General features: G+C 70.3%; 14 protein-coding genes and 1 pseudogene. 5 read left to right on the top strand and 10 right to left on the bottom strand.

All coding sequences use genetic code 11. From position 1 onward, the window contains the following. Positions 1 to 124 precede the first annotated feature (124 nt). Together RM572_RS09735 and RM572_RS09740 are read left to right on the top strand one after the other, a co-directional pair. A complete protein-coding gene (locus RM572_RS09735) occupies positions 125 to 799 on the top strand; it encodes a GntR family transcriptional regulator (protein WP_311672858.1) in 675 nt (224 codons plus the stop codon). Positions 800 to 870: 71 nt separating this feature from the next. Next, entirely contained in the window at positions 871 to 2109 is a 1239-nt protein-coding gene (locus RM572_RS09740; RefSeq protein WP_311672882.1) for an MFS transporter, read from the top strand. 106 nt (positions 2110 to 2215) lie between these two features. Here RM572_RS09740 and RM572_RS09745 read toward each other — a convergent pair whose 3' ends face one another. Further along, the gene (locus RM572_RS09745) at positions 2216 to 3043 is read right to left on the bottom strand and encodes a maleylpyruvate isomerase family mycothiol-dependent enzyme (protein WP_311672859.1); all 828 of its coding nucleotides are present in this window, start codon (positions 3041 to 3043) and stop codon (positions 2216 to 2218) included. A 91-nt stretch (positions 3044 to 3134) separates the two neighbouring features. On the opposite strand from RM572_RS09745, the gene RM572_RS09750 reads away from it, so the two are divergent. Continuing rightward, on the top strand, positions 3135 to 3971 hold the full coding sequence (locus RM572_RS09750; protein WP_311672883.1) for a carbon-nitrogen family hydrolase: 837 nt from the start codon (positions 3135 to 3137) through the stop codon (positions 3969 to 3971). Between the two features lie 15 nt (positions 3972 to 3986). Here the strand turns inward: RM572_RS09750 and RM572_RS09755 are convergent, their stop codons facing one another. The 6 genes and pseudogenes from RM572_RS09755 to RM572_RS09780 form a co-directional block, all read right to left on the bottom strand. Further along, complete coding sequence (locus RM572_RS09755) at positions 3987 to 4487, bottom strand: LURP-one-related/scramblase family protein (RefSeq protein ID WP_311672860.1); 501 nt, start codon at positions 4485 to 4487, stop codon at positions 3987 to 3989. Between the two features lie 506 nt (positions 4488 to 4993). Further along, on the bottom strand, positions 4994 to 5509 hold the full coding sequence (locus RM572_RS09760; RefSeq protein ID WP_311672861.1) for a hypothetical protein: 516 nt from the start codon (positions 5507 to 5509) through the stop codon (positions 4994 to 4996). 68 nt (positions 5510 to 5577) lie between these two features. Further along, positions 5578 to 6864: a DUF7224 domain-containing protein gene (locus tag RM572_RS09765; RefSeq protein ID WP_311672862.1), complete on the bottom strand. Its 1287-nt coding sequence runs from the start codon at positions 6862 to 6864 to the stop codon at positions 5578 to 5580. Between the two features lie 53 nt (positions 6865 to 6917). Continuing rightward, positions 6918 to 7676, bottom strand: a complete 759-nt coding sequence (locus RM572_RS09770; RefSeq protein ID WP_027765416.1) for an ATP-binding cassette domain-containing protein — start codon at positions 7674 to 7676, stop codon at positions 6918 to 6920. A 69-nt stretch (positions 7677 to 7745) separates the two neighbouring features. Next, the gene (locus RM572_RS09775) at positions 7746 to 8213 is read right to left on the bottom strand and encodes a hypothetical protein (protein WP_311672864.1); all 468 of its coding nucleotides are present in this window, start codon (positions 8211 to 8213) and stop codon (positions 7746 to 7748) included. 135 nt (positions 8214 to 8348) lie between these two features. After that, positions 8349 to 8636: pseudogene (locus tag RM572_RS09780) on the bottom strand (transposase family protein); the annotation flags it as partial. A gap of 103 nt (positions 8637 to 8739) precedes the next feature. Between RM572_RS09780 and RM572_RS09785 the strand changes: the two are divergent. Beyond that, the gene (locus tag RM572_RS09785) at positions 8740 to 10596 is read left to right on the top strand and encodes an NHL domain-containing thioredoxin family protein (RefSeq protein WP_311672865.1); all 1857 of its coding nucleotides are present in this window, start codon (positions 8740 to 8742) and stop codon (positions 10594 to 10596) included. Between the two features lie 3 nt (positions 10597 to 10599). Here the strand turns inward: RM572_RS09785 and RM572_RS09790 are convergent, their stop codons facing one another. The 3 genes from RM572_RS09790 to RM572_RS09800 form a co-directional block, all read right to left on the bottom strand. Next, positions 10600 to 10827, bottom strand: coding sequence for a membrane protein (locus RM572_RS09790; protein ID WP_027765413.1), 228 nt, complete (start codon positions 10825 to 10827; stop codon positions 10600 to 10602). A 149-nt stretch (positions 10828 to 10976) separates the two neighbouring features. Further along, positions 10977 to 12287 carry a M18 family aminopeptidase gene (locus tag RM572_RS09795; RefSeq protein ID WP_311672866.1) on the bottom strand — a complete coding sequence of 437 codons (1311 nt, stop codon included), beginning with the start codon at positions 12285 to 12287 and terminating at the stop codon, positions 10977 to 10979. A 5-nt stretch (positions 12288 to 12292) separates the two neighbouring features. Then, the gene (locus RM572_RS09800) at positions 12293 to 14125 is read right to left on the bottom strand and encodes an acyl-CoA dehydrogenase (RefSeq protein ID WP_311672867.1); all 1833 of its coding nucleotides are present in this window, start codon (positions 14123 to 14125) and stop codon (positions 12293 to 12295) included. 193 nt (positions 14126 to 14318) lie between these two features. On the opposite strand from RM572_RS09800, the gene RM572_RS09805 reads away from it, so the two are divergent. After that, the gene (locus RM572_RS09805; RefSeq protein ID WP_027765410.1) at positions 14319 to 14858 is read left to right on the top strand and encodes an SseB family protein; all 540 of its coding nucleotides are present in this window, start codon (positions 14319 to 14321) and stop codon (positions 14856 to 14858) included. Positions 14859 to 14978: the final 120 nt, after the last annotated feature.

Below are 14978 nucleotides of genomic sequence, written 5' to 3' on the forward strand. Positions count from 1 at the left end.
CCGTCCGTCGCGCTGCGGGGGTGAGTCGGTCCGTGCCCGTCCCGACGGGCCCGGCCCTCCGTGCGCCCGTCCCGCCATGCGGACGGCCCGGTACACGCATCCCTGTTGTATCTAAGATGTGCACATGCCCGCGTCCAGCCCGCCCCGCACCGCCGCGACACCCCGGCAGCCCGCCGCCGAGCGGGTCTACGACCACGTCAAACGTGCCGTCCTGGAGCGTCGCTACGAAGGCGGCATGCTGCTCACCGAGGGCGAGCTGGCCGACGCGGTGGGCGTCTCCCGCACCCCCGTCCGCGAGGCCCTGCTGCGCCTGGAGGTCGAGGGGCTGCTCAAGCTCTACCCGAAGAAGGGCGCCCTGGTGCTGCCGGTCTCCGCGCAGGAGATCACCGACGTCGTCGAGACCCGCCTGCTGGTCGAGGAGCACGCCGTCCGCAAGGCCGCCACCGCCACCCCGGCCGGCCTCGTCGCACGGCTGGAGGAGCTGCTCGCCCGCCAGCACGAGCAGGCCGGCGCCGGGCAGCTCGCCGACGTCGCCGTGAGCGACCGCTGCTTCCACGCGGAGATCGTCCGCGCCACCGGCAACGCGATCCTGGTCCGCCTCTACGACCAGCTCCGCGACCGGCAGCTGCGCATGGGCGTAGCCGTCATGCACGCCCACCCCGACCGCATCGCGAAGAACATCACCGAGCACACCGAGATCCTCGAAGCCGTCCGCACCGGCGACGCGGACGCCGCCGCCGAGGCCGTGCACCGGCACGTGAGCTGGGTCCGCAACCTGGTCCACGGAGACGTCCGGTGAGCCGCTCCGTCCCGCAGCCGCGCGCCGCGCGGCCCGCGCCCGAGCCGCCCGGCGGCCGGCTCGCCGTCGCCATGTGGAGCGTCGGCGTCGCCGTCTACTTCGTCGCCGTCACCTTCCGCACCAGCCTCGGCGTCGCCGCCCTCGACGCCGCCGAACGGTTCGAGGTCAGCGCCTCCGCGCTGTCCACGTTCTCGCTCCTCCAGCTGATGGTCTACGCGGGCATGCAGATACCCGTCGGCCTGCTCGTGGACCGCTGGGGCACCCGCCGCGTGCTGATGCTCGGCGCCGCCCTCTTCACCGCCGGCCAGCTCGGCTTCGCGCTCGCCGAGACCTACCCCGTCGCCCTCGCCTGCCGCGCCCTGCTCGGCTGCGGCGACGCGCTGACGTTCATCAGCGTGCTGCGTCTGGGCACCCGCTGGTTCCCGCCCCGCCGCAGCCCGTTCGTCGGCCAGCTCGCCGGACTCGTGGGCCAGACCGGCAACCTGGTCACCACGCTCGTACTGGCCCGCGTGCTGAGCGCCTACGGCTGGACCGCCACCTTCGCCGGCAGCGCGGTCGCCGGCGTCGTCGTGCTGGTGCTGGTACTGCTCCTCCTGCGGGACCACCCCGAAGGCCACGCCCCGGAACCCGTGCCGCACGTCGGTCTCGCCTATGTGCGCCGCCAGACGGCCGCCACCTGGCGCGAACCCGGCACCCGGCTGGGCATGTGGGTGCACTTCACCACGCAGTTCCCCGCCATGGTGTTCCTGCTGCTGTGGGGGATGCCTTTCCTCATCCAGGACCAGGGCCTCGACCGCGCCCACGCCGGGGCGCTGCTCACCCTGGTCGTCGGCAGCAACCTGGTCGTCGGCCTGGCCTACGGCCAGCTCCTCGCACGCCACCACGCCGCCCGCACCCCGCTCGCGCTCGGCACGGTCGCCGCCACCGCCCTGCTCTGGGCCGCCGTGCTGCTCTGGTCCGGGCCCGCGCCCGGCTGGCTGCTGATCACGCTGTGCGTCGTGCTCGGCGCCTGCGGGCCCGCGTCCATGATCGGCTTCGACTTCGCGCGGCCCGCCAACCCGCCCGAGCGGCAGGGCACCGCCTCGGGAATCGTCAACATCGGCGGCTTCACCGCCTCCATGACCACCCTGCTGACCGTCGGCGTGCTCCTCGACCTCACCGGGGACGACTTCCGCATCGCCCTGTCCGGGATCTTCGTGCTCCAGGCCTTCGGTATCAGCCAGATCCTGCGCCTGCGCGGCCGTGCCCACCGCAGGGAACGCGAACGCGTCGTCGCCAGCCGCGTCGAAACCGTCCACGTGCCGGTATGACCCGCCGGGGCGTGCCGGGCCGGGGACTCTTCGCGCCCGGCCTCCCCCACGAGCGCCGTACGGTGCCCGCGGGGAGCCCGTACGGCGGCGGGGCGCGGGCCGGGACCTACGGGGTGACGGCGAAGCGGCGCAGGATGCGCTGCGCCAGCTCGGCGTCGCCCTCGATCTTCACGTCCTCGGCGACCTTCTCCGGCCGGGTGCGCCCGCAGGCGAGCCGCACGTAGGTCTCCCAGCCCAGCGACAGCGTCACCGTGGGGCCGAGCGAGACGCTGCCGTCGACCGTGGCCCGGCCCTGGTCGTCGACCCGCACCGTGCGCATGAACTCCACCGGTCCGGACACGTCGAACACCACCGCCGAACCGGCCGGCGCGTCCGCCGCCCTCGCCACGCCCGGCAGTCCGGCGACCAGCACGTCACGGGAGACGTGTGCCGCCGCCGAATCCAGGTCGCCCGGCGTGCGCAGCGCCCGCCGGATGTCCTGCTCGTGCACCCACACGTCGAAGGCCCGTATCTGCAACAGCCGTTCGAGGGTGATCGGGGCCTCGCCCGGCAGCACGTGCCGCACCTCCTCGTCCGGCTGCCGCTTCTCGTTGCGCAGCTGCCGGGAGCGTCGGATGACGGTGTACTCCAGCTCGCTGGTCATCTCCGGCGCCGTGTGGTGCCGGCGGATGTCGACCTGCACCTCCATGTGACGGCTCGTCTCGTCCCGCACGTGGTACAGGTCGCGGGGCAGGGAGTGGATCGGGCGAGGGTCGCCGAGCAGTTCGCACTCGATGCCGATGATGTGGGAGACGACGTCACGGACCGACCACCCGGGGCAGTCGGTCCGGCGGTTCCACTCGCCCTCGGCAAGCGGCTGCACCAGTTCGGATATCGCTTCGATGGACTGCGTCCAGGCGTCGACGTAGGGCTGCAGGCTTGGGTGGTCGGTCACGAGGCCCCTCGGGCGGTACGGATGCGTTCGCGGTACGGGTGCTCTCAAGTTACGCTGCGCTCGGGCACCCCGGCAGTGCTTTTGGATGACGATGCTATGCCCTTCCGCCCCTTCCGAAAGAGACGGTGGTACCGTGCACGGCTCCTCGCTCCGCGCCGCGTTGATCCAGCTCCGCGTCGACCCGGACGAACCGGTCGCCGACCGCCGGGAGCGCGCCGCCCGCATGGTGCGTGAGCAGTCCGCCGCCGATCTGGTCGTCCTCCCGGAGGGCTGGCCCGTCGGGGCCTTCTCCTTCGACCGCTTCGAGGACGAGGCCGAGCCTGCCGCCGACGGGCCCACCGCCGCCGCGATGAGCGCCGCGGCCCGCGACGCGGACGTCTGGCTGCACGCCGGCTCCGTGGTCGAACGGGCCCCCGGCGGCGAACTGTTCAACACTTCGCTGGTCTTCGCCCCCGACGGCTCCCTCGCCGCGACGTACCGGAAGATCCACCGCTTCGGCTTCGACCGCGGCGAGGCCACCCTGATGGCCGCCGGCACCGAAACGGTCACCGTCGACCACCCGGCCGCCGTGATCGGCCTCGCCACCTGCTACGACCTGCGGTTCCCCGAACAGTTCCGCAGCCTGGTCGACGCCGGCTCCCGCGTCTTCGTCGTCCCCGCCGGCTGGCCCAGGGCCAGGGCCGGACACTGGAGCCTGCTGGCCCGCGCCCGCGCCGTGGAGAACCAGGCCTACGTCCTCGCCTGCGGCACCTCCGGCAGCCACGCCGGCGTGCCCATGGCCGGCCGCAGCGCGATCATCGACCCCTGGGGCGACGTGCTCGCCGAGGCCGAGGACGCCGAGGAGCAGGTGCTCACCGCGACCCTCGACCTCGCCGAGGTCGCCCGCATCCGCGACACCTTCCCGGCCCTCAAGGACCGCGTCCTCTGAGCCCGGCCCGCCCTCTCACTCCAGCGTGCCGTCGTCCTCGGACTCCATCAGACGGTCCACGCACACCGCGATGGCGATGAGCATCACCGGGTCCGCGTCCGGCTGTTCCACGTCGACGGCGTAGGCGTCGCGGACCCGGAACCACTTGCGGGACACCCGGGCCAGCCGTCGCCCGTCGTGCTCGATGTCGTACTCCTTGCCGACGAGGTCGCCGCGGATCTCCAGCTCCTCCCCCGTGGCCAGCTCCGCGCGGTAGACCGTGCGCATCGGCGTGAAGCGCTTCTCCCGCACGGTCACCATGACCTCGCCGTCCCGCTCCACGCGCATCGTGTCGCGCAGGCTGACCGCCTTCTTCCGCACCACCGCGAGGACGTTCCCCGCACGGTCCTTCAGCTCGAAGGTCTCGCGGAGGCGCAGCGCCTTGCCGTCGACGAGGAAGGCGCGCTCGCCGTCCTCGTCCTCCACCCAGAAGTCCTCGCCGATCCCGAACACGCGTTCCCTGACCAGATACCTCATGTCCGGCGTGTACCCCGTACGTGCGAGGAGCGACCGGCGGACCGGTGCGATACGGCCGAATGGCACCCCTGTCCGTACGGACCACGACGGCTCCGCGCCCGCTCCCGCCGCCGCCCGCCGGGCCCGCGTACGTGCCCGGCTGCCCGTCCTGGCCCTGGACGCAGGCCCGCACCGGCAGCAGCGGCCGTCCTCACCCTGCACCCGACCTGCGCAAACCAAGGTTGGAAAGAGCTCAGTCGCACGATACGGCGAAGGAGTTGAACTCGGTGGGCGAAGGGCGCGTACAACAACGACGACAGGGCCTCCCGGCATCGCTCGGTCGGATTCGCACCTCCGAGCTACCGAGAGGCCCTGCCTTCATGCGCACACAGCCGGAAGATCACCCGATCAGGAACCCTGTTCGACCGCACGTTCCACATCCGGTTGAGAAACGGCTTCTTACACCACCTCGGCGGACGTGACCCTCAGTGACGGCCAGTATCCTCGGGCTTCCGCCCAAGGCCATGTCAACCCGGCATCTGTCGGCCGTACGGCATCGCGATCAGACCGGCAGTGAAGCTGACCGCCGCTACGACCGCCGCCACAACGCTGGTGGACTCCATCAGGAGAACCGCCCACGGGTACGGCCTCTGGTCTCCCGCCAGGCCGGTGACGATGCTGAACATCACGAACATGGTCGCCGCCGCGCCACCGGCGAACGGCCCGTACCAGATGTTTACGAGGAGAGCGAGGCCCAGCACCATGACGGTGTTGCGTCCGCCCGCCACCGCCGTCGGCATGTCCAGGAACTCCCCGAGTGTGAACCCCAGTCCCGCCGCGCTCACCCCCAGAAGCAGGAGAGCCAGCCGGTCGACGACGGCGACCGCTCGCGCCGCTGTGGTTTCGGTGGCGATGAGGCGCCGACTCATGCAGTACATCGTCGGGATGCACAGGATGAGCGGGACGAAGTTCATCAGCTTGACCGAGAAGGTGCCCCGCGCAGCGATCTGGGGAACCTTCGCCACGTCGTCACGAACGAGCACAAGGAGGAGCGTCCAGGCGCACAGGGCCACAGGCAGCAGCCAGATTCTTCGTGCGCGCGCCCAGAGGGTCACCGGCCCACGCCCGGTGCCATGTCCGCCGGATCCTCCAACCGCGGCCCCAGCGCTCGGCCCCGCTCGCTCTCGGCCTTGGCCCCCGCCCTGGCCTTCTCGTGGACCTGCACGTCGCAGGACTCGAGGTAACGCAACTGCTGCTCGTACCAGGCGTACTGCTTCGCATGGGAGAGGCTGCGCACCCAGCGTGCCCGGTACACACCACTGGGTCCGTAGCTGCGGGCGGCCTCGGCCTCCGACATCCCAACCGTCAGGCCGATCCAGGCGGAAGCGGCTCCGCGCCCCGGATAGACGTAGTCATCAGGAAGTGCCGGGCAGTGGTGGAGCCCTGTCGGAACCAAGGCGCTGACGTAGACGGTCCGGCTGCGGTGGCGGGTCACCGGCTTCTGGAGGAAGATTCGCCAGGTGTCGCGTGCCAGCGGTAGATCCTCCGAGACGAAGGCCAGCTTCCGGGGTGGGGTGAACCCGACCTCTCGCATGCGGGGCAGCGCGTGTTGAGCGGAGCGGTGCAACGCGGGAATGTCGTCGGCGAACTCGCCGGGCACACAGATCACCGGGGCAGTCCGCGCACATGTCGTCGCCCAAGTGCGGGGAACTGTGGGGTCGGCGTAGCGCGGGGCGTCACTCACGAGAGGATACGACGCTCCGAAGCCCGCGAGGACGCAGCAGGCCATGGCGGCGGCGCGCAGCGCCGGACGTGAGAGCAGGCTGAGCGTGACAAGACCGAGCAGCAGCCCGAGAGCCAGGATCGCCGGTGCCATGAGGTGGGCGCGGTCCACGACATCCGTGTAGGTCGGAATGCTCATGTCGAATCCGGACATCGCCCGCAGCCATGGGATACCCAGCGTATAGGCGACGAAGACCCACAGCGCCGTGATCACCACCGCAAGGGGGCGGGCGATAACGGGCGGAAGGGAGAGTCCGAGGAAGAAGCCGACGGCTACTGCACTGAAGGGGATCGCAAGACTTCGGACCATGGGAACGGTGTCATGGAGCCCTGGTGCGGGGCCCCCCAGATAGCTGATCGCCAACAGGAAGGACGCCACCCAGCTGATCATCACCAGGGCCAGGGTGGGGGCCATCGCATCGAGAAATACTCGCAGCAGGTGGCGGCTGGACGGGGCGGCTGTGATCCGAGCCTGGCGGAGCCTCCCTGCGTCCCATGCGGCCACCAAGGCGATTCCCAGCGCGGCGACCCTCAGGGCCACCGAGACCACGACGAGGGAACCCTCACCGGTGAACGGCGTGGGCTGGTAGGCGGTGAAGTATATCGCCAGAGCCACCGTCGGGGCTCCGAACCCGATGACGGCCGAGTGTCGAGCGAAGGGGAATCGGTTCACCATGAGATCGCCCCATCGATCTCGGTGAAGGCCTGATAAGCGGAGGTGGCCCGCTGCTCATCGGATGTCGCCGTCGCGCTCGCGTGGGAAAGGAAGTCCACCACCGTTCCCGAGAAGCGCACCTGACCGCCCAACAGAACCACGACCGAGTCGTACGAGTTGGCGATGTCCGAGGTGTCATGGGTGGAGAGAACGATGTGCACCTCTTTCGACAGGTCGGCGAGAATCTGGTGGAAGACCTGCCGCTGCCGGGGATCCATGCCTGCTGTCGGCTCATCGAGGAGAAGGACCTCTGCGGCATGCACGAGGGCCTGCGCCACTGCGACGCGTCGCTGCTGTCCCCCGGAGAGTTCCTGGACCCTGTCGTCCGCCCGATCGGCCAACTCCACGCGGTCCAGGGCCTGGAGGGCCTCACGCCACGCCTCGCGCCGGGGCATCCCCTTGAGCCAACCGGAATACGCGACCTGATCCCGGGCCGTGAGCCCTGGCACCTGCTCCACCTGCTGAGGCATCCATGCCACACGCCTACGGAACGCGGGCAGCGCGCGACGCCGGCCGGTGCTCAGGTCGCCATAGGTGACGGAACCGGAATCCGGGCGCAGCGCAGATGCGCACAAGCCCAGCAGGGTGCTCTTTCCCGCTCCATTCGGCCCCAGGAGCACGGTCCGCCCGGGGGGCAGCGTAAAGCTGAGATCACGCAGCACCGGGCGTCTACGCCGATAGGAGAAGGAACACTCGGACATCGAAATGGCCATGCAACACCTTGGTATTCGAGCGTGGGGGTGCCTCTCTGTTTCACCAAGAGGCAGGTGGAGACCTGCGTTTCAGGTCTCCACCCAGGAATTCAGAATCCAGTGCCCTCTAGAACGACATACGGTCTCTACGACGTCGATCACCGGGCCGACTTGCGAACTGCCATCGATCTTGGTGAGTCTGAAGTAGTAGTCGTGGCCATCGATTCCGGCACCCCACTCGCCGGACGACGTTCCACCGTTGAAGCATGCCGTGTACTTCTTCGTGTCGTATCCGGTGTCGGGTCCGATGACAGCACGACGCAGCTGAACAGTCACACTTGTGCCCGACCACGCATGGCATCCGGTGAAGTCCACCTTGTTCGGTCCGGTACCTCCGTCATCCGTCAGTGGATGCGAGGTGAAACCGGCGACTCCATCATCTATGTACGAGAACTTCACGACAGCCCAAGCGGGGCTCGCGAGGGTCAACGGGAGGGTCGAGAGGGAAGCAGCCAAACCGATCCGCTTCCAGGTATTACGGGTTCCGAACTTACGCACGGTTGTAACTCTCGTTTGGAATCTCGGGCATGCGTGTGCAGCACGAGGTGAATTGAGTGAAGGCCGCATTGGCGTGTATCCCCTGCGCGGGACTTGACTGTACATCAACAGCGGCTACGGGGGCGTTTGCCAACCTCAGTTTGCGCAGGTCAGGTCCAGGGTGAGGACGGCCCGGACGAGGCTGGTGATGCGGGTGGTGGAGCATTGCAGCTTGCGGAGGAGGCGCCAGTTCTTGAGGGTGGCCATGGCCTGCCCGACGAGTGCGCGGATCTTCGCGTGTGAGCGGTCCACGGCTTGCTGACCTGCGGACAGCGTCGCCCAGCGGCCCTTCTAGGGCACGCGTATGGTGCCACCGGCACCTCGGTACGCCTTGTCGGCCCAGCACGGCACGTCGACCCCGTTCAGTGCGTCGATGATGACGTGGGTGCTGAGCAGCGCACAGAAGCCATCGTGCAGCTTCGCAGTGAGGGGCGTCTTCGCACGGTTGCCGGGCCAAGGGTCGTTCGCGGTCTGAGAGGCTGGACGCATGAGCCGACGACCACGCGTGCGCGCCCCTGAGCTGCAAGGACGGGCATGGATCAACACCGGCGGCAAGTCCCTGTCTCTAGCGGACTTGCGTGGTAGGTGCTGTGTCCTGGATTTCTGGACGTTCTGCTGCATCAACTGCCTGCACGTGCTGGACGAGCTGCGGGAGCTGGAGGAGCGGCACGCCGACACCCTGGTGATCGTCGGCGTCCACTCGCCGAAGTTCGTGCACGAGGCCGAGCACCAGGCCGTCGTGGACGCCGTCGAGCGGTACGGGGTGCACCACCCCGTGCTGGACGACCCGGACCTCGCCACCTGGAAGCAGTACGCCGTGCGCGCCTGGCCGACGCTGGTCGTGATCGACCCCGAGGGGTACGTCGTCGCCCAGCACGCGGGCGAGGGGCACGCGCACGCGCTGGAGACGCTGGTGAGCGAGCTGGAGGCCGAACACGCCGCGAAGGGCACCCTGCGCCGGGGCGAGGGCCCGTACGTGCCGCCGGAGCCCGAGCCCACCGACCTGCGCTTCCCCGGCAAGGCGGTACGGCTGCCCGGCAGCGGGCACTTCCTCGTCTCCGACACGACCCGCCACCAGCTCGTCGAGCTGGACGCCGACGGTGAGACCGTCGTCCGCCGGATCGGCAGCGGCGAGCGGGGACTGGCCGACGGGCCGGCGGAGACGGCACGGTTCAGCGAGCCGCAGGGCCTCCTCGTCCTCCCCTCGGCCGGCGGGGACGGGCCGGACGGCCTGCTCCTCGTCGCCGACACGGTCAACCACGCGCTGCGCACCTACGACCCCGCCACGGGCGAGGTCGCGACCGTCGCCGGGACCGGGAAGCAGTGGTGGCAGGGCTCCCCGACCGACGGCGCCGCCCGCGAGGTGGCGCTCTCCTCGCCGTGGGACCTGGCCTGGTTCGAGGACCGGGTGTGGATCGCGATGGCGGGCGTCCACCAGCTGTGGACGTACGACCCGTCGGAGGACACCGTCGCGGTGGCCGCCGGCACCACCAACGAGGGCCTGGTCGACGGCCCGGCCCGGGAGGCGTGGTTCGCGCAGCCCTCCGGCCTGTCCGCCGCCGGCGGACGCCTCTGGGTCGCGGACTCCGAGACCTCCGCGGTGCGCTGGTTGACCCGCGACGAGGGCGGCGACCTGGTGGTCCGTACGGCCGTCGGCACCGGTCTGTTCGACTTCGGGCACCGCGACGGCGACGCCGGACAGGCCCTGCTCCAGCACCCGTTGGGCGTCACCGCGCTGGCGGACGGTTCGGTGGCGGTGGCCGACACCTACAACCACGCGCTGCGCCGCTACGACCCCGCGACGGGCGCGGTCAGCACCCTTGCCACCGATCTGCGCGAGCCGTCCGGCGCCGTCCTGGCGGACGACGACATCGTCGTCGTGGAGTCCGCACGGCACCGGCTCACGCGGCTCCGGCTGCCGGAGGAGGCCGTACGGGTCGACGCCGTGGCCCACCGCACGCAGCGCACGGCGACCGAGGTGGCACCGGGGAAGCTGCGGCTCGACGTGGTCTTCCAGGCCCCCGCCGGGCAGAAGCTGGACGAGCGCTACGGCCCCTCGACACGCCTCCAGGTCAGCGCCACGCCGCCGGAACTCCTCGCCGGGGGCGGGGGAACGGACACCGCGCTGACCCGCGAACTGCTGCTCGCGGACGGCGTCGTCGAGGGCGTGCTGCACGTCTCCGCGACGGCCGCGTCCTGCGACGACGACCCGGCGAACCCCTACCCGGCCTGCCACGTGCACCAGCAGGACTGGGGCGTCCCGGTCCGCGTCACGGACGCGGGGACGTCCCGCCTCCCGCTGGTGCTGGCCGGCCTGGACCCGCAGGGCGGGGCCGGGGCGTGAACGTCACTCCCAGTGGTGCCGGTTGTCCTCCACCGACACGGGTGCCGCGGGCGAGGGCGGCTGCGTCTTGCGGCGCTTGAAGATGCTCACGTAGACCGAGAGGCCGAGCAGGCCGACGGCCATGAGGACGATGCCGACGACGTCCACGTTGACGCCCTGAAGGTCCCAGTCGACGGCCAGGGTCAGGATGGCGCCCACTGCCAGCATGACGATGCACACGACGATGCCCATGAGTGCTCCTCCGTTCTGCAGTCGGTGCCGAGGTGTCCCCTCGGGTACCCACCTCGGTGACATGCAATCAACACGAGTCGCCCGCCGCACGGTTCGGTCCCCCGCGCACGCCCCCGCGGATGCCCCGGCACCGCCCCGCCCGCCGGTGCCTACTCCGCGAGGAACGCGGCGAGCGCCGAGGCGAGCAGGTGCGGGTCCTCGGACCCGCACAGCTCGCGCGCGCTGTGCATGGACAGGATCGCCACGCCGATGTCGACCGTCGCGATCCCGTGCCGCGCCGCCGTGATCGGACCGATCGTCGTCCCGCACGGCATCGCGTTGTTGGACACGAACGTCTGCCACGGCACCCCGGCCCGTTCGCACGCGGCGGCGAACACCGCGCGGCCGGTGCCGTCCGTGGCGTACCGCTGGTTGACGTTGACCTTCAGGATGGGCCCGCCGTTGGGCATCGGGTGGTGCCCCGGCTCGTGCCGCTCCACGTAGTTGGGGTGCACGGCGTGGCCGGTGTCGGAGGAGAGGCACACCGTGCCCGCGTAGGCGCGTGCCCGGTCCTCGTACGTGCCGCCGCGCGCGAAGACCGAACGCTCCAGCACACTGCCGAGCAGCGGCCCGTCGGCGCCGGTGTCGGACTGGCTGCCGTTCTCCTCGTGGTCGAACGCCGCGAGCACCGGGATGTGCTGCAGGCCGCCCTCGGCCGCGACCGCGGCGAGCGCCGCCGCGCCCGCGTGCACGGACAGCAGGTTGTCCATCCGGGGGCCGGCGAGGAGTTCGCGGTCGGCCCCGAGGTAGGCGGGGGCCTCGACGCTGTGCACCATCAGGTCCCAGCCGGTGACGTCCGCGGCGGACAGGCCGGCCTCGTCGGCCAGGAAGGCCATCAGGTCGCCCTCCCGGGGCGTCCCCAGGCCCCAGACCGGGGTCATGTGGCGCTGCTTGTCGAGCTTGAGGCCCTCGTTGACCTGCCGGTCGAGGTGGATGGCGAGCTGCGGGACGCGCAGCAGGGGCCGGTCGACGTTCACCAGGCGGGTGGAGCCGTCGCGCAGGGTCAGCCGGCCGGCGATGCCCAGGTCGCGGTCGAGCCAGGTGTTGAGCAGCGTGCCGCCGTAGATCTCGACGGCGACCTGGCGCCAGCCGTTCGCGCCGGTGTCGGGCAGCGGCTTGACCCGCAGGTTGGGGGAGTCGGTGTGCGCGCCCACGATGCGGTACGGGGTGGCCGGAGTCGCGTCCTGAGGCACGTACCAGGCGATGATCGCGCCGCCGCGCAGCACGTAGCGGCCGCCCGCCTCGCCGTCCCAGGCGGCGGTCTCCTCGACCTGGCGGAAGCCGGCCTTCTCCAGCATCCGCGCCGCGGAGGCCACGGCGTGGTACGGGGTGGGCGACTGCGCGAGGAAGGCGGTCAGGTCGTCGGTGTGGCCGCTGTCGAAGCGGCGGTTCGCGTGGCTGGTGCGGGGCGCGTTGCTCATGCCGCTCAGCATACGAACGCCGACTCGTCGAGGTCCATGACCGACAGGTCGACGGTCTCGGCGAGCGAGCGCTGCACGGCCAGGCCGGGCAGCACGTTGGCGGCGAAGAACTTCGCCGCGGCGATCTTGCCCTGGTAGAACGGCCGGTCCTTGGCCGAGGCGTCGGTCAGCTTGTCCTGCGCGACGGCCGCGCCGCGCAGCAGCAGGTAGCCGATGACGACGTCGCCGGAGGCCAGCAGGAAGCGGGTGGTGTTCAGCCCGACCTTGTAGATCTCCTTGACGTCCTTCTCGGTGGCGGCCAGGTCGGTCAGCATGGTGCCGACGATGGCCTCCAGGTCGACGGCGGCCCGGGCGAGATGGTCGCGGGCGTCGGCCAGCTCCTCGCCCCCGGCGGCCTCGGCGAGGAACTTCTTGATCTCCTCCGACAGCGCGGTGAGCGCCTGGCCCTGGTCGCGGACGATCTTGCGGAAGAAGAAGTCCTGGCCCTGGATCGCCGTGGTGCCCTCGTACAGGGTGTCGATCTTGGCGTCCCGGATGTACTGCTCGACCGGGTACTCCTGGAGGTACCCGGAGCCGCCCAGGGTCTGCAGCGACTGGGCGAGCTGCTCGTAGGACTTCTCCGAGCCGTAGCCCTTCACGATGGGCAGCAGCAGGTCGTTGAGCCGGTGCGCGGCGCCCGCGTCCTCGCCCGCGTGCTCCTTGAGGATGATCTCGTCCTGCACGGAGGCGGTGTAGAGGACGAGGGCGCGCATGCCCTCGGCGTACGCCTTCTGCGTCATGAGCGAGCGGCGCACGTCGGGGTGGTGCGTGATGGTGACGCGCGGCGCGGTCTTGTCGGTGAACTGGTGGAGGTCGGCGCCCTGCACCCGCTCCTTGGCGTACTCCAGGGCGTTCAGGTAGCCGGTGGAGAGGGTGGCGATGGCCTTCGTGCCGACCATCATCCGCGCGAATTCGATGATCTTGAACATCTGGCGGATGCCGTCGTGCTTCTCGCCCAGCAGCCAGCCCTTGGCGGGCTGGTTGGCGCCGAAGGTCATCTCGCAGGTGTTGGACACCTTGAGACCCATCTTGTGCTCGACGTTGGTGGCGTAGACGCCGTTGCGCTCGCCGAGCTCGCCGGTGTCCCAGTCGAAGTCGTACTTCGGCACGACGAACAGGCTCAGGCCCTTGGTGCCGGGGCCGTGGCCCTCGGGGCGGGCCAGGACGAGGTGCACGATGTTCTCGGACATGTCGTGCTCACCGGAGGTGATGAAGCGCTTCACGCCGGTGATGTGCCAGGTGCCGTCGTCCTGCTGCACGGCCTTGGCGCGGCCGGCGCCGACGTCCGATCCGGCGTCCGGCTCGGTGAGCACCATGGTGGCGCCCCACTGCCTGTCGGCCATCAGCTGGGCGATCTTGTGCTGCTCCTCGGTGCCCTCCTCCTGCACCACGCCCGCGAAGGCCGGGCCGGAGGCGTACATCCAGACGGCCGGGTTCGCGCCGAGGATGGTCTCGGCGAAGCCCCAGAGGAGCGAGCGCGGTGCGGTGGTGCCGCCGATCTCCTCCGGGATGCCCAGGCGCCACCACTCCGCGTCCATGAACGCCTGGTAGCTCTTCCTGAACGACGCCGGGACCGGCGCGGTGTTGGTGTCCGGGTCGAAGACGGGCGGGTTGCGGTCGCCCTCCTCGTAGGAGGCGGCGAGTTCGTTCTCGGACAGCCGCGCGATCTCGGAGAGCACGCTCTTGGCGGTCTCGACGTCCATCTCGGCGAACGGTCCGGTGCCGTACACCGAGTCGCGGCCGAGGACCTCGAAGAGGTTGAACTCGATGTCGCGGAGATTCGACTTGTAGTGCCCCATGGCGACGGCTCCGTAAGAAGTCTCGTTCGTACCGATCAGTAGTCCCGATGATGCTACCCATGGGTAATTTAAGGCAACCCCCGGAGTCCCACTGTGACCCGTTCCTCCCTCGCCGGGCGGTTCCGGGCCCCGCCGTGGCCGGGAATCTCCCGCGCGCGCACGCCGGGTGGACCGACTCGTTACCCTTTCGGGCATGTACGGCTACGACCAGACCGCGTCCGCGGGTCACGGACACCCGCACGGTGGGCAGCAGTACGGGTACCAGGGTCATCAGCAGACCCATCAGTCCTCCCATGCCCACCAGGCGCATCAGGGCTACGCGGAGCCGGAACCGCCGCCGCCCTACGGTCAGCAGCCGCTCTACCCCGAGCCGTCCCCGCCCTCGCTGGGCGAGGCGGTGCGGGCCTTCACCACGGGGTCGATGTCCGCCGAGGAGTTCCAGTCGATCCTCTCCACCTCGAAGGTCTACTGCCCGCGCGGCGAGACCCCGGGCTTCCTGGCGCTGCACAACACCCAGCAGCCGGTCATCCCGATGTTCACCACGCTCAAGGAGCTGCGCCGGTACGCCGGCAAGGAGTCGCGGTACTTCGTGATCACGGGCGCCGAGGTGCTCGACCTCCTCCCCTCCGGCTACGGCTTCGTCCTCGACATGGAGGGCGAGCACCGGGTGGTCTTCGACGCCAAGGCGGTCGAGGAGATGGTCGACTACGCGATGCGCCACATGTACGGCTGACAGTGATGATGTTCGTGGTGACGCTGTTGGTGGGTCTGACCCCTCGGCTGACTGACGTCTCGACTGTCCTGTATGGGATTCGTCGGCCCACCGGGGCGTCACCACGCACGCGGCCGGACG

The organism is Streptomyces hazeniae (genome assembly GCF_031845485.1).
Lineage (GTDB): Bacteria > Actinomycetota > Actinomycetes > Streptomycetales > Streptomycetaceae > Streptomyces > Streptomyces hazeniae.

What these genes read in the sequence shown, in the direction of transcription:
- RM572_RS09735 (WP_311672858.1), top strand. Translation starts at nt 125, where the DNA reads ATGCCCGCGTCCAGCCCGCCCCGCACCGCCGCGACACCCCGGCAGCCC.
- RM572_RS09740 (WP_311672882.1), top strand. Translation starts at nt 871, where the DNA reads ATGTGGAGCGTCGGCGTCGCCGTCTACTTCGTCGCCGTCACCTTCCGC.
- RM572_RS09750 (WP_311672883.1), top strand. Translation starts at nt 3,135, where the DNA reads ATGCTATGCCCTTCCGCCCCTTCCGAAAGAGACGGTGGTACCGTGCAC.
- RM572_RS09755 (WP_311672860.1), bottom strand. Translation starts at nt 4,487, where the DNA reads ATGAGGTATCTGGTCAGGGAACGCGTGTTCGGGATCGGCGAGGACTTC.
- RM572_RS09770 (WP_027765416.1), bottom strand. Translation starts at nt 7,676, where the DNA reads ATGGCCATTTCGATGTCCGAGTGTTCCTTCTCCTATCGGCGTAGACGC.
- RM572_RS09785 (WP_311672865.1), top strand. Translation starts at nt 8,740, where the DNA reads ATGAGCCGACGACCACGCGTGCGCGCCCCTGAGCTGCAAGGACGGGCA.
- RM572_RS09790 (WP_027765413.1), bottom strand. Translation starts at nt 10,827, where the DNA reads ATGGGCATCGTCGTGTGCATCGTCATGCTGGCAGTGGGCGCCATCCTG.
- RM572_RS09795 (WP_311672866.1), bottom strand. Translation starts at nt 12,287, where the DNA reads ATGAGCAACGCGCCCCGCACCAGCCACGCGAACCGCCGCTTCGACAGC.
- RM572_RS09800 (WP_311672867.1), bottom strand. Translation starts at nt 14,125, where the DNA reads ATGGGGCACTACAAGTCGAATCTCCGCGACATCGAGTTCAACCTCTTC.
- RM572_RS09805 (WP_027765410.1), top strand. Translation starts at nt 14,319, where the DNA reads ATGTACGGCTACGACCAGACCGCGTCCGCGGGTCACGGACACCCGCAC.